We start from the raw sequence: 20,826 nt of genomic DNA, 5'->3' as shown, positions 1-20,826 counted from the left end.
GTAACAAGACTTAATCATTCGAACGTACCGACATCTGAACTTATACATTTTCAGGATATCCGAGTAAATACGTAAAGTTCAAGTATATCAATGGCTTATATGATTTTTATCTAATGGTTTAGATTCTAAAAAACCACTAACTTTTGAGAATTGTATAAGTCACAAAGTGAGCAATTCTTTAAAATAGACATCTACCTAGTTAAACCGCAGTTGGTAATAGCTGACTAAAAATGAAAGATGTTGAGGCCCTATGAAGATCGTTACGTCGTTACTTGTTATTTCTTTATCTGCACTGGCGCTGATGGGGTGCTCGAGTGTCGCGGAGCAGCCTGAGCCTCTTCATACTTCTGCCCAATACTACAATTATATCCAACCTTCGTTTGATGAGTATGTTGAGACAACAACACAATGGTTAGAAGAAAATCGTGCCTTTATCACTGACGATCATCAAAAAGAATTGGCAATGAATGCACCTTACAGCAAAGGCGATCCAAATTCCGATAAAGCTATCTTGTTGGCGCACGGGTTAGGGGACTCACCATTCAGTTTTAGCGATATTTCAAGCTCGTTAGCGCAGCAAGGCTTTTACGTGCAGGTGGTATTGTTACCCGGTCACGGAAGCGACCCGCAACACATGAGCCAAGTCAATTACCAAGACTGGCAAACACTTGTGGATCACTATGCCAACCTACTCAAGCAGGAACATGACCAAGTATGGCTGGGTGGTTTTTCAACAGGAGGAAATCTGGTGTCTATCCATGCGTTAGATAACGACGGAATCGATGGACTAATGCTGTTTTCGCCAGGGTTTCAAACCGTAACGCCATTTTTGGAGCGACTCACTCCCTTGGTCGCAATGTTCACTGATGGCTGGACAGCTGAAGAGACCAATTTCGCCAAATACAGTTCAGCGCCGATTAACAGTGCGTTGGCCTATTCAGAGAGTGCCAAGGTGTTGCGTGATAAAATTGAAGATAGAGAATTGGATATTCCAACCTTGTTAGTTGCGGCAGAGGCTGACAGTGTCATTGATGCCGATGCGCTGCAAGACTATTTTGAGAACCACTTTACCCACCCAAACAGTCAGCTAGTTTGGTATGGCGAAAATCGTCAATTTGATGAGACAAGCAAAACAAAGGTTTACTCAATGCATCGTGATGATCTCAAAATCAGTACAGCTTCGCATATGAGCCCACTCTTCGCACCAGAGAATAGCTACTATGGTCAGCACGGCGAGAAAATCATTTGCGAGAACAGCCTACGAAGTGCCAATACTGAAGCATGTAAAAACGGAGAGTCAACATGGTTCTCTGCATGGGGTTATACTGAAAAAGGACGTATCCATGCACGTTTAACATGGAATCCATATTACGCAGAGTTAGAGTCCACAATGAGAGCAGTTGTACAGTAACGCTTACTATGAATAAGTAGAGCGGCTGGAGAGTAATTATGACTAAGAAAGTGCAGATAAATACCATCTCTGAATTGCATGAGTTTTTAGGGCTAGAGAAACCAACTCATCCTCTAGTAACACTGATTGATCAGAGTAAGATTAAGCAAGAGTTTAACGAGCATCTTACTCTCGGATTCGATTTGTACTTTATCTCACTTAAAGACGGTTCGCATTGTAGTATCGGGTACGGTCAAACAACCTATGACTTCAATATCGGAACCATGACATTTTTTGGCCCGGGGCAAGAAGTCAGTATCGCTCCGAGTGAGCACAATGAAGATTCAATTGGTTGGACTTTGGCATTTCATCCGCAGCTAATTGCCAAATCGGATCTCTACGGAAAAATGCTGGATTACACTTTCTTTGAATATGAAAGTAACGAAGCTTTGCATGTGTCCGAGCGAGAGCGCGTGATGGTGACAGATATCGCCCACAATATTGGCAACGAAACCGTGGCTAATATCGATAAGCATACTCAATCACTGATCTGTTCCAACATCGAATTGCTACTTAAATACTGTAACCGTTTCTACGATCGCCAATTCATTGTGCGAGCCGACCTTAACCACGATTATATCCATCGTTTGAGCAAACTGCTGGTGGATTATTATCAAGGCGATAAACCATTTGAACTCGGTATTCCCACGGTTCAATACTGTGGAAAAGAGCTCGGATTGTCACCATACTACCTCAGTGACTTACTCAAGAAAGAGACCGGCAAAAATACCCTAGAGCACATTCATCTATTCGTAATTGAGCGGGCAAAAGTTCTTATGGCAGAGACGGAACACAGTATTACTCAAATCGGGTATGAGCTTGGATTCGAATACCCTCAACACTTCTCCAAACTTTTCAAAGCCAAAACTGGTATCAGTCCAAGAGAGTTTCGTAATACAGGTTAGTGTGACGTTACCTTTGCGTGTCTTTTACGGTCAATCCGTACAATAGACTGGTCAAGTTTTCCCATACAAACGGTTACCTTACACACAGAATTTATAAAATTGGCTTATTCCATAACTGGATTTTCGTTAGGTTGATGTGACTTAACAAGCGAGAGACGAATTATGGATAGATCAGCTTTATTACTAGAGCGCCTAAATGAGATAGGGGCGTCATTGGATAGAACGGGCAAGGCTCATGCGCTGCTAGGGCTTGGTTCTGTCGGCATAGAATTAGAAAGATTGGATGAATATTCTGATCTTGATTTCTTTGCCATAATACAGGAAGGGCATAAGCAGGAATTTTTAGAAAACCTAAACTGGTTATCAAACATCAACCCGATTGATTATGCGGTTAGAAACACTGTCGATGGATACAAAGTGTTGTACCAAGATGGTGTGTTTTGTGAGTTTGCTGTCTTTGAGCCGCAAGAACTCACCGGAATCCCTTTTTCTGAAGGGCGAATTGTTTGGCAACAACCTGACTTCGATTCTCAATGCTGTATCCCTAAACCGCAGCGAGCTAACCAAAACAATGATTTGGAATGGATCATCGGTGAAGCTCTGACCAATCTATATGTTGGAATGTGCCGCTATCAGCGAGGAGAAAAACTATCGGGTATGCGATTTGTACAATCATTCGCGCTTGATCGTTTAATTGAATTGGCTGAACGAATTGAAACACCGACACCTGAGTTGGCTGATCAGTTCATGTCGGATCGAAGATTAGAGGTGCGCTTCCCTGAATTTGCTCGCTTACTGCCATCATTCACTCAAGGATATGAGCGAACTCCAGAATCGACCTTGGCACAGTTGTCGTTTTTGAATACGCATTTTAGTATCAATCAAGCTATGCGAGCCAGAATCTTAGACCTGTGTGAGAAGTAAGCGATATAAGGCTTGCTTGAAGGATCAAGCATTCGCATCAACTGTCATCTTTACTCGGTAACAAACTCCGTGTTAGGTTCGAACTCTTGGTGCGAATGAGTGAGGGAGGAAAAGTAATGTCATTCGAAGGCGCAGTCACATTTTTCATTGCCATGTTTATATTCGGAATTACGCCTGGGCCGGGTGTATTTGCTATCTTGGCTCGTGGCATGGTTCATGGGTGGAAACAGTGCATCACACTCTCGTTGGGGATGACATGTAGTGACCTCATCTATCTGTCTCTGGCCTGTTTTGGTCTTGCAACGGTGGCAGAAAATTGGTCGTTTGCGTTTGAAGTTATTCGCTATGTTGGCGCGGCTTATTTGATATACCTTGGCTATAAAATATTTAAAAGCCTACCTGAAATGCAAGGTTCAGTAGAGCAAGTGGCCAAGCAGAGTCAAAAATCTGAGTTGGCGAGTTTCGCTCAAGGTTTCCTGATCTCAGCATCGAATCCGAAAGTTATTCTGTTTTATATTTCATTTTTGCCGACTTTCATCGATCTTACGGTTCTGCGTTCACAAGATATCGTTTTAGTATCCGTGTTAGCCGCAGTGGCTTTGATGGCGGGCTTGATGTTAATCGCGATGGGGGCTGGCCGTATGGTGACGTTACTGAAAACGCCTCGTGCACACAAAAGGTTAAACCAAAGCGCAGGTGGGATTATGATCGCAGCGGGCTCATATCTCGCAATCAATCGCTAGCGATAAATCTTTGGATCAAAAAAGGCGAACTCATTCAATTGGGTTCGCCTTTTCTTTTAGCTAATGATGTCTATTGCTATTGGATAGCCTGATTGCAAATGACTTGGAAACTAGACAGCGCTGACTGGTTGGATATCTCGGCTCTTAATTACGTAGCGCAGTCTAAACAACATCAATGCCGCGGCAACGGTTAAACCGGTTAAGATTCCGACCCAGAAGCCCGTTTCACCCATAGCGGGCACAACATAGTCGGTTAAGCCTAAAACCATACCCATAGGCAGAGCTAAACCCCAATATGAGGCAATCGCCAAGAACATCGGGATCTTGGTGTCTTTGTAACCACGCAAAGCTCCATTCGCTGATGTTTGTAGTGCGTCACTGAACTGGTACATCGCGGTAAACACAAGCAGAGTTGCAGCCGTCGCGCTAATTGCTGGGTCAGTGGTGTATAGGCGAATGATCCACTCAGGGAACAGCAAGAACATCGCCACAGAAAGCAGAGAAATAAACGCTGCAACTAAGATACCGACTTTACTGCGCTCAATCGCACCAAGCTCATCTTTCTCGCCAAGTGCGTGCCCAACACGAATAGTAATGCCAAATGAAATACTCATCGGGATCACGTAAGTGAGGCTTGAGATATTAAGCGCGATTTGTGCCGCAGCCACGTTCTCGGCACCGATACGTCCAATCATCAATGCGATCACAGCAAAGATACTGCCACACACCGCAATGTTCATTCCGATAGGCAAGCCAAGCTTGAGTAGGTGAAACATCTCCTTAGCTTTTGGTGCGGCGTCAGCAAAGTTAACAATGGTTTTGTAATGATGATGGCCTTTAATGTACGAATACAGCATGCCCGACATCATCCAGTAGACTAAGCTAGTCGCCCAACCACAGCCCACAGCGCCCATTTCAGGGAAGCCGAACTTACCGTAAATCAGTACGTAGTTGACGGGAATATTCACCAGAAGACCGATAACAGAGATGATCATCGGCACCTTGGTATTGTTCATGCCTTCACAGAAGCCGTTCAAGGTATAGAAAAGCGCGATACCCGGTACACCGAAAGCCAGTGCAAACGCATAGTCACTGCCAATTGGGATGATCTCTGATGCTACACCAATCCACTCCAATATCGGCTGTGCACTGACGAGGTAAGCAATAAGCAACACACTGGCAATAAGCGCGAGCCACACCATTTGGAAGAACTCAACAGAAACGCTTTTGAAGTCTCTTGCACCGCGATGGAAAGCCACCACAGGCGTAAGCGCCATGATGATGCCACGTAATAAAAGTAGCACTGGGATCCACAAGCTAGTACCAAGTGCGATAGCTGCGAGATCGGCAGGGCTCACTTGGCCAGCCATTGTTGTATCGACAAAGCCCATAGCTTGGGTTGCGATTTGAGTCAAAATGATAGGAACCGAGAGTTGCATTAATGCACCCGATTCGCGAGTAAAAGGACGAAGTTTTTTCAACATGGAGTTTAAGAAACACCAATATAAATGCACCAGTGATGGCAGGATGGCGGGTGTGCATTTTAGGGTGTGCCCGTTAGGCGGCGACAATATAAACACCTTACCGTACACGGTCAAGCATTGGTTCTATAGGCGCTTATTTACGCAACCGAAAAGCTTATCCAGAGCGGACTTTGATTCTAAGTATCTAGCGTAAGCTATTGATTCTATGTGCCTAAAGCCAAAAGGAAAACTTCTACATTTGTTTGCTCAATTACTCACAACTCTACATAGGTCATTGTTATAAATTAAATAATGCTTGTACAATTGATAGCATAGTGAACTAGACAGAAATATTCAGTATTTAAGTACAGAATTTTTCTGTCTAAGAACTGTTAGTTGCTTCGAGGAAATAGGTTAAGCATGATTCTTTATAAATATATGTCATTTCAGTCTGCTTCGAAGGTAATGAAGAATAGCTCAATAGGCTTTTCTTGTTTGGAAGACCTTAATGATCCATTTGAAGGTACAGCTATCTGTTTTGAAGAATCAGATACATTGAGTAGTAAGCTACAGAAAAATCCGCATCATAATCGCCTAAGTAAAAATTATGGGGTGTTGTCCCTTACGCGCAATCCGCTAAACCCTCTAATGTGGTCACATTATGGTGATGACCACAGAGGTGTCGTTATTGGCATTGATATGAAAAAGGCTAACTTGCTGGATGAAAATTCATGTGTAATTCCTGCCCAATATGGTGAGATAATTTACACATCAACCATGCCACAGAATATGCTCCCGACATCAAACTCTGAGTCACTAATGTCTATAGGAACAGAATATAAATGTTTCAAACATCATAATTACGATCTGTTTAAAAACGCATTTCTCATGAAAGATCTAACATGGGGGTACGAAGAGGAGGTTAGAGTTGTAAAAAATATTAATGGCTCTCAGAAATCTCGTTACTCAGCATGTGAGTTTGAGAATGAAGCAGGAACATGGAATCAAGTAACAATACTAGGGCGTCCACTGTATTGTTTATCAATTCCCAAAGAATCAATAGTTGAAGCATATTTAGGTTGCTCTACCTACAGCAATGTTACCCGTTTGGGTATGAACGAAGATGATTACCTTAATATCCGCAAAGCTTGGCAATCAAGTGGCGTAAATGTTCAATTAGTACGCCGCAAGGAAGGGACTTGGAACTTAGAAGTTTCTGACTACAAAATTTAGAACGCAACTAACAAACAAATTAAGAGTGATTCAGCATGCTTGGCATTTTTGGTTTGGGTTGAGTTCAGTGTTTACGGGGGGCAATTGAGTGTCGTGGTCGCGTGCTTCACCTTAATTGGTCGCTTCTTTTGGAGTTTACAGTGATAAATATTCCTGATTATTGGTTAGATTTTATATCCAATAACAATTTGAGCAATAAGTCATTTGAGATCCCAGATGATTTTGATTTGTCTGGGTTAGGTGCTGATTTTAAGGTCTTTGCTCGCTCGGAAATTGACGATGAAACTAGCAATTATTATCCGGGCATTAACGTCGTTAAGTCTGGGTATATAGCTGTCGCTTGCTGTTTGTGTGGCTCTGGTGATCCATACTTTATCAATGTGAATGATGGTGAAAATGGGAAGCTTTATCGAGTTTATCACGACGATAATTCCATCGATATTGTTGTAAATAATTACAAGGATATCTTGAAGTTTGCTGAACCGGAAAACTAGCGCGCTGCTTAAGGCGGATTGCCAACGCTCGGTAAATTTACTTCAAAGTTTGGTTTGTGTTTAAGTTGGCTTGTTTAAGTTTTGTGTAATTTTGTCAGTTACTTAACAAGGTGTTATGCACTATATCATTCAAAAAGGATATCGAATGAATAAGTTGTTAGAAGAGTTACTAAAACGTGGGTTTAAAGCAAAAATGCGGAATAAGAACATTTTTGTTAATCTTTCGCTGTTGTCATACCCAGTATTGATATCTCACAACATTGCACGAAACACCTACGAGTTAAACATTGAATATTGGCGCTATATTGTCGTAATGATAGGGTTGTCGATTAATGCAATAGTCGGTTTCGTTTACGGAAATGTCATTTTAAGTTCTATCATATTGGCTATTGTATTGCTGCAGCCAGTAGGGTTGTTTATATCAAAATCTAGATCCAAAGAACTAGAAGAATATCTTGAATCACTTAATGGTGAAGTACAGGCATAACAAGGTGTTATACAAATACAAGGATGAAAATGGAAATTACTGCTAAGAAAATCTCGAAAAGGTCTCTATTCAAAATACTCTTTATTGGTTTGAGCCTAGGCTTCTTTACCTTCTTTTTGGTTTGTGGTGTTGCATCTTTATTTGGTGCTGAGACTGTAAATTGGAATGAAACACCAGTAACAGGAACATCAGGGCTTCTTCTAGCTTTGGCAATATGGCCAGTGTTTAGTTTGTGCTTCACATTGTTCATGTGGTGTTTTGTAGCATTTGGCCTTTGGATTTACTCTTTAGTTAAACCATTGAACTTAGTCTTTAAAGAGGTTCCTAAACCCCATTAACCATTTGTATAACAAACGTTCAAGATACAACGCGCCCGAGTATGTGGGATATTGTTGGGGCATCTGTTGCAATTCTGGGGATGGCAATCATCATGCTTTCGCCGAGAAGTGCTTAACAGGCTCAATAACCTGATTAGAAAGCAAAAGGCGCGGATCATCTTGCAGCGCCTATTCAACTCCGAAGCACATCCACTCAAACAATCTCAATAACGCAATTAGTTAGAACGCAGGTAGTTCACTTTATAGGTGACTACTTGTTTGACCAATTCTGTTAGCCATACGATTCTTGGGTGATGGCTGTCGCCGCGTAGTGTCACCATTTCAATATCAAAATCAGGGATGTCGATAGGGGGCTCGCAGAGCGTCAATGAATCTTCAATTAGATCAGATTTTCCGACCATTTCAGCCATCACGGCTAGTACATTTCTTCCCGTGAGCATTCTTCGAATCGTTAAGAATCGCGTTGTGCCCATTACAACATTACGCTGGATATTCATTTGAGCGAGGGTTTTATCGACTCGTGTCGCCAAAGTTTGGTTGGCTGTGACGATCATCTGCGGCGTATTGAGATAGGTATCTAACGAGATAGGTAATTCACTTTGCAGCACTTGGTTATCAAAGGTGCAGAGGTGGCGCTCTCGATAGAGAAAGGTCGTCGCGACTTTATTGGGTAAGTCCGAAAAGACACCAATGCATAAGTCAACCTCGCGTGATTCAAGCGCATCAACACAGTTGTTGCCATCAACAGGCTTAAACAATACCTTGGCTTTCGGCGCTAAGGTTTGCAGTTGGTCGAATAGCTTTGGTGCAAAAATCTGCTCCGCATAGTCACTTAATCCCACTGCGAATACACCGTCAAACCCTAGCGGATCAAATTGGTTAGCTTGCATGATCTCTTGACTGAATATGGTCATGATCTGGCGTACCTTGGGTTCAATCTCGTGTGCTCGAACGGTAGGGCGCATGCTATTGCCATCCCTTTCAAATAGCGGGTCGCCTAACAATTCACGCAGTCTTTTGAGGTTATAGCTGGTGGCAGGTTGCCCGAGATGCAGTGACTCAGCGGCTTTCGATACGCTTCTGTGGCGAAAAAGCGCATCAAAAGTCAGCAGCAAGTTCATATCTACACGTTGCCAATTTATTTCACTCACAGTGACCTCTTTGCTTGCCTATTTGGGTGTGTCTGTTTCTGATGAGGTAAGGTTATTAGTCTAGTCGATACAGATAATAGAATCATTCGATTTCATTAATTTAATTGTGCTTCTTATACTCCACTCATTAACGAATTAAGGAGCGCGTAAATGCAAAGCAGTGCGATTTCACAACAGAGAGCGGTCTTACAATCCTTGCCTGTGAGGCAATTTAAGACCAATAGTGCAGAGGTAGAATCAGGCGATGTATTTGTCTGTCGCCAAGGCATTTCATTAGATGGGCATGACTTTGTAGTGCGAGCTGTAAATCAAGGTGCTTGTGCCATCATCGCCAATAGACCACTACAAGCTAGTGTGCCCGTGATTGTGACCGATAGCTATTATCAAAGCTTGGCGCTTATTAAAGCCTACTATGAACACCCACATAAGGCGGTAAGCCATATCGGTGTGACGGGAACCAACGGTAAGACGACGGTTTCTCACTGCTTGAATCAGATCCTTAACTTGGAAAGCAGAAGTGCTTATATCGGGACGCTAGGGGCACAGTTGGGTGAGGAGCAAGTACCGCTGACCAACACCACTCCAGATGGCGTCACCTTGCTCAATATCTTCCAACAGATGCGAATGCAAGACACCGAGTTCAATGTGATGGAGTTGAGCAGCCATGCGCTTGCACAAGATCGCGCCGGTTTTGTCTCACTTCAGGTCGGGGTGATCACTAATATCGGTGAAGACCACCTCGATTTTCACCGCACGAAAGACAGCTATATCCACGCTAAATTACAGTTGGTCGACCGCATCCAGTCAAAAGGAACCTTAGTGGTTAATTTAGATGACCCACATGCTTTGGCTGTGATTGAAAGGGTATCTGAAGGAATCGAGGTCGTGACCTTCTCAAAGGCAGGGCAGAAGGCCGATGTTGTCGCTTCAAACATAAAATCGTTCGAGCGTGGGATGCGATTGACGCTAACAGCGGCGGGAGAAAATGTTGATGTGCGCTCGCCAATGCCGTTTTTGTATAACGTTGAAAATGCGTTAGCGATTGCAAGTACGCTTTATGCGTTGGGTTGGTCTCTAGAGAAGATCGCACAAGGAATAGAACGCATTGAAATGCCTGAAGGGCGTGCTCAATTTGTAGAGTTACCCAATGATTGTAAGGGGGTAGTTGATTACGCCCACAACAGTGATGGGCTCAAGGCTTTGCTTGAGGCGGTTCAAGACTATGTGGAACGGCGTTTAATTGTAGTGGTTGGCGTAACGGGAGACCGCTTACAGCAGGCGAGTGAAATGGGGGCGATATGTGCCAAGTATGCTGATTTAATCGTCTTCACATCAGACAACCCGATGGGGGTGATTCAAGGGGAGATCTTCCAAGCGCTGCGCTCGCAGGTAGGCAGTACGCCCCATTTTGAAATCAGCGATCGCAGAGAAGCGATTAAGCTGGCTAAGAAGATGAGTGAGGGTGGTGATCTTGTTGTGGTGTGCGGGAAAGGAAGTGAGACCTTTCAATATTTGTCGGATGGCAAAGATCAAAAACAGAGTTACATAGGTGATCTGGCTGCGCTCCGGATAGCGGAGGCGTTATGAAGATGAAACTAACGAGCTTTTTTTCCTTAATTTTATTGTATAGCGCGAATACATTGGCCGTTGTTGTGCCTGACCCACCATCGCTCGGTGCTAAAGGGTATCTGCTAATGGATTTCAAGTCTGGTGAAGTGTTGGCAGATAGCAATTCGCAAGCGCTACTCGCACCCGCCAGCTTGACCAAGTTGATGACGGCTTATGTGGTGGGACAGGAGATCGTAAATGACAGATTAACTTGGGAGACTCAAGTCGAGGTAAGCCCAAACGCTTGGTCGGTGAAGTTTCCTGATTCTTCCAAAATGTTTATCAAACCGGGCGACAGCGTCACCATTAAAGATCTTATGCGTGGGTTGATCATCCAATCAGGGAATGATGCAGCGGTTGCTTTGGCTGAGCACGTAGCGGGGAGTGAAGGAGCCTTTGTAAGCCTGATGAATGGTTGGGCGCAGTCTTTGGGAATGTCGAACACCAATTTTGTTAATGCTCACGGGCTAGATGGAGAAGGGATTGCGACCACGCCGAAAGATATGGGGATCTTATTGCGCGCTATCATTCAACAAGTACCTGAAGTCTATGCCCTGTACAAGGAGCGTCGATTCACATGGGCAGGCATCGAGCAATACAACCGTAATAAGCTGTTATGGGATAGAACTTTAGAGGTTGATGGCGGTAAAACAGGATTCACAGAGAGCGCTGGTTACAGCTTGGTCTCTTCAGCAGTGCAGGGGAGGATGCGTTTGATCGCAGTGGTGATGGGCACAGCGAGCCCTCAAGCACGAGTTAATGAATCGCGTCAGTTGTTGAACTATGGATTCCGTTTTTTCGATACCTTACAAGCAGCAAAAAGTGGTGAGGTGATTTATGAAGCTAGAATTTGGCAGGGAGAAAGTGAGCAGGTCGATGTGGTTGTTGAAGACGATATTTTCCTCACATTGCCGAGCAATCAAACCGACAAACTTCAGAAAAATCTAGAATTAAATGAGAGGCTAACAGCGCCGATTACCAAAGGTGAGGTACTGGGTCAGCTCGTTTGGAGTCTGGATGGCAAAACGGTGAAAATCGCTTCAGTGGTGAGTGCACAAGAGGTGAAGCAAGGTTCGATGTTGAAACGTCTCAAGGATACCTTTCTGCTCTGGTTTAGCTCTTTGATTGATGATGTGAAAAGCCTGTTTGGAGACGCGTTATGAATCTGCCCGTCGTCAACGCTTCTTTGTGGAGTAATCGGGATTATGTGAGGCTGTTGCTCGCTCAGGTAGTGTCGCTCATTGGGACAGGAATAAGTTCAGTTTGCTTAGCTTTGTTGGCCTATGAACTCGCAGAGAGTGAGGCGAGTACGGTATTAAGCATTGCTTTTGCGCTTAAGATGCTCGCGTATATCGGCCTCGCGCCAATATTTGCTGTGTTGAGCAGAAGGTGGCCTAAAAAGCGAACCTTGATCATCTTAGATTTGCTCAGAGCTGTGCTTTTCATGGCGTTACCGTTCGTGGATCAGGTATGGCAAGTTTATGTACTGATGTTTGCGATCAATGCTTGCTCGGCTGCTTTCACACCACTGTTTCAGGCAACGCTGCCGCAAATCGTCCCGATTCGAGAGCACTACACTAAAGCGCTCTCCTATAGTCGAATTGCCTACGATTTGGAGCAAGTGCTTAGTCCAGTATTAAGCGCGGTGCTTTTGACCGTTGTGAGCTTTCGTCATCTGTTCTGGGCTGATGCTGTGACATTTATTATCTCAGCAGTGTTGGTTTTATTGTGCTTCATTCCTTCAGATAAGGGGCAACATGAACAGACTAGTAAGCTGTGTTGGAAAACCACTTTTAGTGGCATCACCACCTATCTGGCTCACTCTTCTCTGCGCTCACTGTGGTACGCGTATTTAGGCGCCGCGGCCGCAAGTGCCATGGTGATAGTGAATACGGTTGTCTACGTCCATGACATTCTGCATGGTGGCGACAGTGAAACGGCATTAGCTATGCTGGCTGTTGGAGTAGGCTCGATGTTGGCGGCGATTTTCTTATCAAAGCTTGTTAATCGTTATAGTCCGCAGCGTTATCACATCAGAGGATTGCTCCTAATATGGTTGGCGTTCTATGCCGGAACATGGCTCCCAGATTGGTTTGGCTTTATCGTTCTTTGTTTCTCTTTGGGTATAGGTATGTCTTGTATCCAGACAACTTCTGGTATCGTGATTAACGATGCGGCTGACAGTGAAGATGCTGGGCAGTATTTCGCTGCGCACTTTTCGTTAACGCATTTTTGGTGGTTATTAACCTATCTGGCTGCCGGGCTGTCGGCCACTTATCTAGGTATGTCTGGTGCTTATTGGGTGATGTTTACCCTTGCTACGTTAAGTGGTGGTATTTATCTGGTTCAAGTCGTTCGAAGTCGAGCAATCGCGTAGACCGTTAGCCTTATTCCTATTCATGGTTTTATTAATTCTTACGCAACTATGTATATATTTAATAAATTTGTTATTGTGGTCAGAGAGTTACATTAAGGCATTCGAGAATGAGGCCTTAATGCGATATGGAGCTTAAAGGATCTAAAGCTTTGGAGAGCAGGGATGAAATTTTATAGCGCTGAAGAGTATCAGCCATCTTGCGACGATTTATATCGACGCTATCAAGCGCGCATACAGGCGTTATTACCTAAGGCGGTGATTGAGCACATTGGTGCATCAGCAATTGATAAAGCCGTGTCTAAGGGTGACTTAGATATACTTGTTGGCGTCGAAAGTGCTGAGTTAGAGCGTGCCGTAACGTCGTTGAAGACTTTGGGTTTTAATGAAAAGCTGGATACGTTACGAACGCCTGAGCTGTGCATGTTGGAAAATGAATCGGAAGAGGATGTCGCCTTCCAAGTAGTCGCGTTTGGATCAGAGTTTGATATGTTTGTAACGTTTCGAGACAAACTTAGAAACAACCCTTTGTTAGTTTATGAATACAATGATCTTAAAGTGTCATGCTCAGGCTGGCCTCAAGACGCTTATCGTCTTAAGAAGTCGGCTTTTATCGAGCGTGTTTTATCACTGAATTAAACCCCAAACAGGATGAATAGGTAAGTTATGATTTATACAACAACAGAAACGGTTCCTGGTAGGGAGATTGAAGCGGTACTTGGTGTCGTAAACGGCAACGTTGTTCAATCTAAACATGTCGGTAGAGACATCATGGCGGGATTGAAAGGTATCGTTGGTGGTGAATTAAAAGGGTACACCGAGATGCTAACTGAGGCTAGAAACATCGCCATTGAGCGCTTGGTGGAAGAAGCTCAAGGGTTAGGTGCCGACGCCGTTGTTGGCATCCGATTTACCACCAGTTCTGTAACAGATGGTGCGTCCGAAATATTGGTATTCGGTACTGCCGTAAAGCTGTCTTGATAAAGCTATTTCAAGAAAGCTCACGACGTAAGGCTTCCTTGATAAAGTGCGAGAATTACCTAGACACATTTTAAATCGGAGTTGGAAATGGGAAACCTAAATACCGTAGAGATAAAGTCGTTCGTACCTGCCAAAGACTTTGAATTTTCTAAACGCTTCTATCAGTCAATCGGCTTTGAAATGGCTTCTGAATTTGAAGGCATCGCGTATTTCAAATCGGGCTCATGTGCTTTTTTACTTCAAGATTTCTATGAACCTGCTCATAGCAATAATTTTATGATGCACCTTTTGGTAGAAGATGCACAAAGTTGGTTTGACCACATCGAAAAACTGGATGTGGTTGAGAAGTTTGGTGTCAAAGTGACTGAGCTTATTGAGCAACCTTGGGGAATGCTTGAATTTTGTATGACGGATCCAAGTGGCGTGCTGTGGCGCATTGGACAAAATAAGTAGTCTCACAAACTTAACGTCTGAGCTCATGACAACAGCTTGCAGTGGCTTAGCGGTTAGGTTGTTCAAGTTTGAAGATGTTTGTAATTCAGGGAGTGTCGAATAGGTTTATGAGTCATCAGGAAAAGTTAGCAAGAGCTGACGAGTATCTACAAACGGTTGGATTGCCATGTAAGACAGACAAGACATATCTTTATCGTTTTCTTAGACGCCGTGGTTTTGAGTTGAAGCCGATGTATTGGGAGTCTTTTTATAAAAATGTCACCCTAAAGTTTGTCGAGTTCTTTCTGTTCTATTTCTCGTTTATTTATCTGTTTAGCCTCGTTGGTGTGGGTTTAACACTTGCCGCTATTTTAGTTAACGCGCTGCTGACCAGCTCGATTTTTGCCATTATGATCAGTACTCATCACCGCTACCTAGTTAAGAAACACAAGCTTATTGATTGGGAAAAGATTTAGTCAGTAGAGAAGAGCTTGATAGTGATAGAGCTACGGATGTTTTAGCAGGACCTTTCATATTGGCAAACACTTTGTCATGTAAGCCGGTAAATTTTAAAATAATATGTCATCATTTATCAACTAAATGAAAATGATTGTTATTTAACTTTCTTTTTAAGTTACCCTATGTGAAATTTTACTACAGCATGATATGCCTAAAGTTGAGCATTCGTCTGGCATTTAACCATAGATAAAGTCAGGTTATACGTTTGCTCTGGTCTATTTTTAATCGGTTATACCTCTTTTGTTCTACCCCTTTTGGGTAGTTCATTTTCGTAATTGATTTACATCATATTTTCATTTTCTTTCATAATTCATTATTCGCTCAGTTAAGAAAATTATAACCTTTCAGGAATTCTTATGAGCAAGATGAAGCTAGTCGTAATCGGTAACGGGATGGTAGGCCATCGCTATATCGAAGATTTAGTCGAGAAGACAGACGTAGCCAACATGGACATTACGGTGTTCTGTGAAGAGCCACGTGTAGCGTATGACCGTGTACACCTTTCTTCTTACTTTTCACACCACACAGCAGATGAACTTTCTTTAGTAAAAGAGGGCTTCTACGAGAAACATGGCATCAACATGTTAATCGGCGAGCGCGCTATCACAGTAAACCGTGAGAAAAAGATCGTTTACTCAAGCTCAGGTCGTGAAATTCAATACGACAAGCTAGTCATGGCCACGGGTTCTTTCCCATTCGTTCCACCTATCAAAGGCCGTGAAAGCAAAGACTGCTTTGTGTACCGTACTATCGAAGATCTAAAAGCTATCGAAGCGTGTGCGAAGAAGAGCAAAGTCGGTGTTGTAATCGGTGGTGGTCTACTAGGTCTTGAAGCAGCTGGTGCACTGAAAGCTCTGGGTGTAGAAACTCACGTGGTTGAGTTTGCGCCTAAGCTAATGGCTGAACAGCTTGACCAAGCGGGTGGTAACCAACTTCGTCAAAAGATCGAAAGCATGGGTGTACAAGTTCACACCAGCAAAAACACGCTTGAAATCGCTCCTGAAGGTAAAGAAGCACGTAATGTTATGCGTTTTGCAGACGGTACTGAATTAGAAACTGACTTCATCGTATTCTCTGCGGGTATTCGCCCTCAAGATAAACTTGCTCGTGACATGAAGCTAGACGTTGCTCCACGCGGCGGTATTGCTATCAATGATTTCTGTCAGACTTCTGATGACAGCATCTACGCTATCGGTGAGTGTGCATCTTGGAACGAAACCTTTTACGGTCTAGTCGCTCCAGGTTACAAGATGGCAACCGTTGCTGTTGACCACATAGTGGGTAACGACAGCAAGTTTGAAGGTGCAGACATGTCTGCGAAGCTGAAGCTTCTAGGTGTGAAAGTAGGTTCAATCGGTGATGCAAACGGTCGTACACCGGGTTGTAAGAGCTACGTTTACCAAAACGAAGAGCAAGAAGTTTACAAACGCCTAATCGTTTCTGAAGACAACAAGAAACTTCTAGGTGCAGTAATGGTTGGTGATACATCTGATTACGGTGATCTTCTACAGCTTATGCTGAACGAAATCGACCTACCAGAGCACCCAGATGCGCTTATCCTACCTGCTCACGCTGGTGCAGAGAAGCCAACACTAGGCGCAGATGCACTGCCTGAATCAGCGGTTATCTGTTCTTGTTTTGACGTAACAAAAGGCAAGATCGCGGCAGCAGTTGCTGAAGGTCACCACACTATCGGTGATATCAAAGCAGTAACTGGCGCAGGTACGGGTTGTGGTGGTTGTATCCCTCTAGTGACTTCAGTTCTTAACGCTGAGCTTGAAAAAGCAGGTGTTGAAGTGAAGAACGACGTATGTGAGCACTTTGCTTACTCTCGTCAAGAGCTGTTCCACCTAGTACGCATCGGTGAAATCAAGTCGTTCGAAGAGCTACTTGAGAAGCACGGTACAGGTTACGGTTGTGAAGTATGTAAGCCACTTGCTGGTTCTATCCTTGCTTCAAACTGGGGTGACCACATCCTTAAGCCGTCGCTAGTTAAACTGCACGATACCAACGATAACTTCCTAGGTAACATGCAAAAAGATGGTACTTACTCTGTTATTCCTCGCATGGCTGGTGGTGAAGTAACACCTCAAGCACTGTCTGTTCTTGCAAACGTTGCAGCAGAGTACAACCTGTACACCAAGATCACGGGTGCACAACGTATCGGTCTATTCGGCGCGCAGAAAGACGACCTTCCTGCAATCTGGAAGAAGCTAATCGCTGCGGGTTACGAAACGGGTCAAGCTTACGGTAAGTCTCTACGTATGGTTAAGACTTGTGTGGGTTCAACTTGGTGTCGTTACGGCGTACAAGACTCTGTAGGCCTTGGTGTAATGCTAGAGAACCGCTACAAAGGTATCCGTGCTCCTCATAAGATGAAGTTCGGTGTCTCTGGCTGTACTCGTGAGTGTGCGGAAGCGCAAGGTAAAGACTTAGGTATTATCGCGACTGACGCAGGTTGGAACATGTACGTAGCGGGTAACGGTGGTATGAAACCACGTCACGCAACGCTACTTGCTAGTGACCTAGACCAAGAAACGCTAATCAAGTACATCGACCGTTACATGATGTTCTACGTACGTACTGCAGCTCCGCTACAACGTACTTCTGTATGGTTCGACAACCTAGAAGGCGGTATTGATTACCTACGTGAAGTTATCATCGAAGATAAGCTTGGCATCAACGACCAACTTGAAGCTGACGTAGCGAAGCTGATTGAAGAATTCAGCTGTGAGTGGACGGACACTATCAACGACGAAACACAACTTAAGCGTTTCTCTCACTTCATCAACTCAGATGAGCGTGATGACAACGTAATGTTCGTTACTGATGGTCGTGAGCAACACCGTCCAGCGACATTTACTGAAAAACACCCAGAAGCGAAGGGCGACATCCTTCACGTAGCGGCAGAGTAATAGGGGAACGACATCATGGCATTTACAAAAGTTTGTAAAATCGAAGACATCATCCCAGGTACTGGTGTTGTTGCACTACTAAACGGCGAGCAGATTGCTATCTTCCGCCCACGTGCAACAGAAGAAGTGTTCGCAATTAATAACATGGACCCATTCTTCCAAGCTAACGTTCTTTCTCGCGGTCTAATCTGTGAGCATCAAGACGAGCTATGGGTTGCAAGCCCGCTTAAGAAGCAACGCTTTAACCTAGCGACTGGCCTTTGCATGGAAGACGAGCGCATGAGCGTGAAATCTTACAAAGCGCGAGTTGTGAAAGGTGCGGTAGAAGTCGCGGCTTAATCGCCAAGATTTGATAGTTCAAGGGCTCTAGTGAGTGATGATTGTCATGACGACAACTAGAGCCTTTTCCTATCCAATTTTAACTTTTTATTTTTAACTTTTATTAAGGGCAATTTATGTCTGCTTTCAAACCTGTAGAATTCGTACAAACCATGATCGATGTTGGTGAAGCGAAAACAAAAACAAGTACTCGTGATCTTATTTTACGAGGCACTATGGCTGGTGTGATTCTTTCACTTGCTGTTGTTGTTGCGATTACCACTATCGTACAGACAGGTATCGGTATTGTTGGTGCACTTGTATTCCCAGTGGGCTTTGTGATTCTAAGTATTATGGGTTACGACCTAGTAACGGGTGTATTCGGTTTAGCGCCATTGGCTAAGTTTGATAACCGCCCAGGTATCACTTGGGGTAAGATTTTCCGCTGTTGGGGTCTAGTTGGTCTAGGTAACCTGCTTGGCTCTCTACTGGTTGCATTCTTAGTTGCTGTTTCTCTAACAGGTAACTTCTCTCTAGATCCAAACGCAGTAGCTCAAAAGTTCATTGCAGTTTCTACAGCTCGTAGCCTAGGTTTCGAAAACATGGGTATGGACGGTTGGATCACATGTTTCGTACGCGGTATTTTCTGTAACCTAATGGTATGTCTAGGTGTAATCGGTAACATGACTGCGCGTTCTATGCCAGGTAAAGTAGCGATGATGTGGTTCCCAATCTTCATCTTCTTCGCGCTAGTATTCGAGCACACAGTGGTAAACATGTTCCTATTCCCACTAGGTATGATTCTTGGTGCTGACTTCGGTATCGCGACTTGGTTGAACTTCAACCTTATCCCAACAATCCTAGGTAACATCGTTGGTGGTCTAGTAATGACTTGTATCCCACTTTACCTAACTCACGCTAAAACAGCACCAGCGATTAAATAATCCTGAACTGAGCAATCAAGCGTAATGAATTAACATCAAGGCCCTGCAGTGTACTGTGGGGCCTTTTTATCTTCTTTGTCGTCTTTGTCTTCGATCGTCAGTATTCGCTATGCTTTTATTAGATTGATAAACGGTAATAAAGAATTGCAACGAGAATAACCAAAAACGTTAATTCAATTAGTTATGAAATATGCAAAATCTGTGATCGACTAGATGTTTTCTTGTTGATACAGTGAATTACAGCAAAATAATTAAAAATAGGCGTAAGCAATGAGTGAGCAGCAAGCAGTAGAACAAGGTTTCGTTTCTTTAGTGGGTGCCGGTCCGGGTGACCCTGATTTATTAACCGTTAAAGCCGCACGAGTCATTGAGCAAGCAGACGTAGTGGTTTATGACCGTCTTGTATCGAAAGCAATTCTTGCAATGGCAAATCCAGAAGCAGAGATGCTTTATGTGGGTAAAAAACTGGATCATCACTGTGTACCACAAGATCAAATCAACCAGTTGCTTGTGACAAAAGCTCAGGAAAACAAGCGTGTTGTCCGTTTAAAAGGTGGTGATTCGTTTATTTTCGGTCGTGGTGGTGAAGAGTGTGAAACCCTTGCTGAAAACAATGTGTCTTTTGAAGTTGTTCCTGGGATTACCGCTGCTGCGGGTGCGACTGCTTACGCAGGTATTCCATTGACGCACCGTGACCATGCACAGAGTGTTCAGTTTATTACAGGCCATCTCAAGAAAGATGGTGAGGACATCGACTGGAAATCGTTAGCGCAACACAACCACACGATTGTTTTCTACATGGGCCTTAAAGAGAGCCCGAATATTCAGAAAAACCTAACTGACAACGGTATGCGTCAAGATATGCCGGTTGCTATCATCGAGAATGGTACACGTCAGGAGCAAAAAGTATTTCGAGGTGGTTTGAGCGATTTGGCTGAGCTCGCTTCACAAGCGAAAAGCCCAGCACTGATTGTTGTGGGTAGCGTTGCCCAGCTTCATGAAAAACTTGCTTGGTTCAATAAGTAATCTCGCTGGTTTCAATAAATAATAAGCGCCTATTTTGCTTGCCTAAATACTGCAGCGGCTCGACTGTCGCTGCATCTCTTGCTGACGCATTGGCATTTGATCGATGAAGTTCGCCAAGAATGCCCAATCCGTGGTCCCGCTCCATCTGTGTTTCTCTTTACCATCTTTGCCAATCAAAATCCCGGTGTGTTCGCCTTGGGGGATTTCATAGATCTTTTTAACCGCTTCTAAGTTGAACTCCTCTTTCAACCAACTAGGCATGGTATAGCCGTTTTCCGCGATAACCATGACGACAATGTCTCGTTCGTCAATTTGGCAGTTGTTGATCAACACACTGTTCATGAATTCTTTCACCTTGGTGTCTTGGTCTGGCGCAAATAGGATAACACTGCGGTGTGGCAAGCTGTGGGAGTGTTCATAGGCCGGGTAGGCGAGAGCAGTGTGAGAGCAGGCCACAATACCTGCAAGGGCGAGTAATCTTCCGAACATCCTATGACTCCTTTCAAACAATGCGCACTGCG

22 protein-coding genes are annotated in these 20,826 nt (G+C 44.0%); 19 read left to right on the top strand and 3 right to left on the bottom strand.

The genetic code is table 11. The features are described from left to right. The first annotated feature begins 250 nt into the window (after window positions 1–250). The 4 genes from OCV50_RS19985 (at window position 251) to OCV50_RS19970 (ending at window position 4,022) form a co-directional block, all read left to right on the top strand. Window positions 251–1,411: an alpha/beta hydrolase gene (locus OCV50_RS19985; protein ID WP_261904393.1), complete on the top strand. Its 1,161-nt coding sequence runs from the start codon at window positions 251–253 to the stop codon at window positions 1,409–1,411. A gap of 38 nt (window positions 1,412–1,449) precedes the next feature. Beyond that, window positions 1,450–2,355, top strand: a complete 906-nt coding sequence (locus tag OCV50_RS19980; protein ID WP_261904392.1) for a helix-turn-helix domain-containing protein — start codon at window positions 1,450–1,452, stop codon at window positions 2,353–2,355. A 162-nt stretch (window positions 2,356–2,517) separates the two neighbouring features. Next, on the top strand, window positions 2,518–3,279 hold the full coding sequence (locus tag OCV50_RS19975; protein ID WP_261904391.1) for a hypothetical protein: 762 nt from the start codon (window positions 2,518–2,520) through the stop codon (window positions 3,277–3,279). A 116-nt stretch (window positions 3,280–3,395) separates the two neighbouring features. Next, window positions 3,396–4,022, top strand: coding sequence for a LysE family translocator (locus OCV50_RS19970; protein WP_261904390.1), 627 nt, complete (start codon window positions 3,396–3,398; stop codon window positions 4,020–4,022). A 110-nt stretch (window positions 4,023–4,132) separates the two neighbouring features. Here OCV50_RS19970 and OCV50_RS19965 read toward each other — a convergent pair whose 3' ends face one another. Next, window positions 4,133–5,506, bottom strand: a complete 1,374-nt coding sequence (locus OCV50_RS19965) for an MATE family efflux transporter (protein ID WP_261904389.1) — start codon at window positions 5,504–5,506, stop codon at window positions 4,133–4,135. Between the two features lie 399 nt (window positions 5,507–5,905). Here OCV50_RS19965 and OCV50_RS19960 point away from each other — a divergent pair, with 399 nt between their 5' ends. The 4 genes from OCV50_RS19960 (at window position 5,906) to OCV50_RS19940 (ending at window position 8,037) form a co-directional block, all read left to right on the top strand. Next, on the top strand, window positions 5,906–6,718 hold the full coding sequence (locus tag OCV50_RS19960) for a DUF2971 domain-containing protein (protein ID WP_261904388.1): 813 nt from the start codon (window positions 5,906–5,908) through the stop codon (window positions 6,716–6,718). A 140-nt stretch (window positions 6,719–6,858) separates the two neighbouring features. Further along, window positions 6,859–7,212 (top strand): hypothetical protein, encoded by a 354-nt coding sequence (locus OCV50_RS19950; protein ID WP_261904387.1) that lies wholly within the window; start codon window positions 6,859–6,861, stop codon window positions 7,210–7,212. Window positions 7,213–7,357: 145 nt separating this feature from the next. After that, window positions 7,358–7,699, top strand: coding sequence for a hypothetical protein (locus OCV50_RS19945; RefSeq protein ID WP_261904386.1), 342 nt, complete (start codon window positions 7,358–7,360; stop codon window positions 7,697–7,699). Between the two features lie 23 nt (window positions 7,700–7,722). Beyond that, window positions 7,723–8,037 (top strand): hypothetical protein, encoded by a 315-nt coding sequence (locus tag OCV50_RS19940; protein ID WP_261904385.1) that lies wholly within the window; start codon window positions 7,723–7,725, stop codon window positions 8,035–8,037. 215 nt (window positions 8,038–8,252) lie between these two features. On the opposite strand, the gene OCV50_RS19935 is transcribed toward OCV50_RS19940, so the two are convergent. Then, window positions 8,253–9,188 carry a LysR substrate-binding domain-containing protein gene (locus OCV50_RS19935; RefSeq protein ID WP_239840083.1) on the bottom strand — a complete coding sequence of 312 codons (936 nt, stop codon included), beginning with the start codon at window positions 9,186–9,188 and terminating at the stop codon, window positions 8,253–8,255. A 150-nt stretch (window positions 9,189–9,338) separates the two neighbouring features. Here OCV50_RS19935 and OCV50_RS19930 point away from each other — a divergent pair, with 150 nt between their 5' ends. From OCV50_RS19930 to cobA, 11 genes are all read left to right on the top strand, one after another. Next, complete coding sequence (locus tag OCV50_RS19930; RefSeq protein ID WP_261904384.1) at window positions 9,339–10,775, top strand: UDP-N-acetylmuramoyl-L-alanyl-D-glutamate--2,6-diaminopimelate ligase; 1,437 nt, start codon at window positions 9,339–9,341, stop codon at window positions 10,773–10,775. Then, on the top strand, window positions 10,772–11,959 hold the full coding sequence (locus OCV50_RS19925; protein WP_261904383.1) for a D-alanyl-D-alanine carboxypeptidase family protein: 1,188 nt from the start codon (window positions 10,772–10,774) through the stop codon (window positions 11,957–11,959). Before OCV50_RS19930 ends, OCV50_RS19925 begins: the two co-directional genes overlap by 4 nt. Beyond that, window positions 11,956–13,173, top strand: a complete 1,218-nt coding sequence (locus OCV50_RS19920) for an MFS transporter (protein ID WP_261904382.1) — start codon at window positions 11,956–11,958, stop codon at window positions 13,171–13,173. Before OCV50_RS19925 ends, OCV50_RS19920 begins: the two co-directional genes overlap by 4 nt. 162 nt (window positions 13,174–13,335) lie before the next feature. Further along, window positions 13,336–13,809, top strand: a complete 474-nt coding sequence (locus OCV50_RS19915; RefSeq protein ID WP_261904381.1) for a GrpB family protein — start codon at window positions 13,336–13,338, stop codon at window positions 13,807–13,809. A 27-nt stretch (window positions 13,810–13,836) separates the two neighbouring features. After that, window positions 13,837–14,151 carry a heavy metal-binding domain-containing protein gene (locus OCV50_RS19910; RefSeq protein WP_239840078.1) on the top strand — a complete coding sequence of 105 codons (315 nt, stop codon included), beginning with the start codon at window positions 13,837–13,839 and terminating at the stop codon, window positions 14,149–14,151. 87 nt (window positions 14,152–14,238) lie between these two features. Next, on the top strand, window positions 14,239–14,604 hold the full coding sequence (locus OCV50_RS19905) for a VOC family protein (RefSeq protein WP_261904380.1): 366 nt from the start codon (window positions 14,239–14,241) through the stop codon (window positions 14,602–14,604). 107 nt (window positions 14,605–14,711) lie between these two features. After that, a complete protein-coding gene (locus tag OCV50_RS19900; RefSeq protein WP_261904379.1) occupies window positions 14,712–15,059 on the top strand; it encodes a DUF6404 family protein in 348 nt (115 codons plus the stop codon). 399 nt (window positions 15,060–15,458) lie between these two features. Further along, complete coding sequence (gene nirB / locus OCV50_RS19895) at window positions 15,459–18,017, top strand: nitrite reductase large subunit NirB (RefSeq protein ID WP_261904378.1); 2,559 nt, start codon at window positions 15,459–15,461, stop codon at window positions 18,015–18,017. Between the two features lie 15 nt (window positions 18,018–18,032). Further along, window positions 18,033–18,356 (top strand): nitrite reductase small subunit NirD, encoded by a 324-nt coding sequence (gene nirD / locus OCV50_RS19890; protein ID WP_261904377.1) that lies wholly within the window; start codon window positions 18,033–18,035, stop codon window positions 18,354–18,356. A gap of 116 nt (window positions 18,357–18,472) precedes the next feature. Then, window positions 18,473–19,279 carry a formate/nitrite transporter family protein gene (locus OCV50_RS19885; protein ID WP_239840073.1) on the top strand — a complete coding sequence of 269 codons (807 nt, stop codon included), beginning with the start codon at window positions 18,473–18,475 and terminating at the stop codon, window positions 19,277–19,279. A gap of 270 nt (window positions 19,280–19,549) precedes the next feature. Beyond that, complete coding sequence (gene cobA / locus OCV50_RS19880) at window positions 19,550–20,305, top strand: uroporphyrinogen-III C-methyltransferase (RefSeq protein WP_239840072.1); 756 nt, start codon at window positions 19,550–19,552, stop codon at window positions 20,303–20,305. Between the two features lie 42 nt (window positions 20,306–20,347). Here cobA and OCV50_RS19875 read toward each other — a convergent pair whose 3' ends face one another. Further along, window positions 20,348–20,794 carry a DUF4174 domain-containing protein gene (locus OCV50_RS19875; protein ID WP_239840071.1) on the bottom strand — a complete coding sequence of 149 codons (447 nt, stop codon included), beginning with the start codon at window positions 20,792–20,794 and terminating at the stop codon, window positions 20,348–20,350. Window positions 20,795–20,826 lie beyond the last annotated feature (32 nt).

The sequence above is a fragment of the Vibrio fortis genome (genome assembly GCF_024347475.1).
Classification (GTDB): Bacteria; Pseudomonadota; Gammaproteobacteria; order Enterobacterales; family Vibrionaceae; genus Vibrio; species Vibrio fortis.
This window is presented reverse-complemented; position numbering and strand designations above follow the sequence as displayed.

Coding starts and splice junctions, on each gene's coding strand:
- OCV50_RS19970 (WP_261904390.1), top strand. CDS start 3,396: ATGTCATTCGAAGGCGCAGTCACATTTTTCATTGCCATGTTTATATTC.
- nirB (WP_261904378.1), top strand. CDS start 15,459: ATGAGCAAGATGAAGCTAGTCGTAATCGGTAACGGGATGGTAGGCCAT.
- OCV50_RS19920 (WP_261904382.1), top strand. CDS start 11,956: ATGAATCTGCCCGTCGTCAACGCTTCTTTGTGGAGTAATCGGGATTAT.
- OCV50_RS19900 (WP_261904379.1), top strand. CDS start 14,712: ATGAGTCATCAGGAAAAGTTAGCAAGAGCTGACGAGTATCTACAAACG.
- OCV50_RS19975 (WP_261904391.1), top strand. CDS start 2,518: ATGGATAGATCAGCTTTATTACTAGAGCGCCTAAATGAGATAGGGGCG.
- OCV50_RS19915 (WP_261904381.1), top strand. CDS start 13,336: ATGAAATTTTATAGCGCTGAAGAGTATCAGCCATCTTGCGACGATTTA.
- OCV50_RS19910 (WP_239840078.1), top strand. CDS start 13,837: ATGATTTATACAACAACAGAAACGGTTCCTGGTAGGGAGATTGAAGCG.
- OCV50_RS19980 (WP_261904392.1), top strand. CDS start 1,450: ATGACTAAGAAAGTGCAGATAAATACCATCTCTGAATTGCATGAGTTT.
- OCV50_RS19885 (WP_239840073.1), top strand. CDS start 18,473: ATGTCTGCTTTCAAACCTGTAGAATTCGTACAAACCATGATCGATGTT.
- OCV50_RS19875 (WP_239840071.1), bottom strand. CDS start 20,794: ATGTTCGGAAGATTACTCGCCCTTGCAGGTATTGTGGCCTGCTCTCAC.
- OCV50_RS19905 (WP_261904380.1), top strand. CDS start 14,239: ATGGGAAACCTAAATACCGTAGAGATAAAGTCGTTCGTACCTGCCAAA.
- OCV50_RS19985 (WP_261904393.1), top strand. CDS start 251: ATGAAGATCGTTACGTCGTTACTTGTTATTTCTTTATCTGCACTGGCG.
- OCV50_RS19940 (WP_261904385.1), top strand. CDS start 7,723: ATGAAAATGGAAATTACTGCTAAGAAAATCTCGAAAAGGTCTCTATTC.
- nirD (WP_261904377.1), top strand. CDS start 18,033: ATGGCATTTACAAAAGTTTGTAAAATCGAAGACATCATCCCAGGTACT.
- OCV50_RS19945 (WP_261904386.1), top strand. CDS start 7,358: ATGAATAAGTTGTTAGAAGAGTTACTAAAACGTGGGTTTAAAGCAAAA.
- OCV50_RS19960 (WP_261904388.1), top strand. CDS start 5,906: ATGATTCTTTATAAATATATGTCATTTCAGTCTGCTTCGAAGGTAATG.
- OCV50_RS19930 (WP_261904384.1), top strand. CDS start 9,339: ATGCAAAGCAGTGCGATTTCACAACAGAGAGCGGTCTTACAATCCTTG.
- OCV50_RS19925 (WP_261904383.1), top strand. CDS start 10,772: ATGAAGATGAAACTAACGAGCTTTTTTTCCTTAATTTTATTGTATAGC.
- OCV50_RS19965 (WP_261904389.1), bottom strand. CDS start 5,506: ATGTTGAAAAAACTTCGTCCTTTTACTCGCGAATCGGGTGCATTAATG.
- cobA (WP_239840072.1), top strand. CDS start 19,550: ATGAGTGAGCAGCAAGCAGTAGAACAAGGTTTCGTTTCTTTAGTGGGT.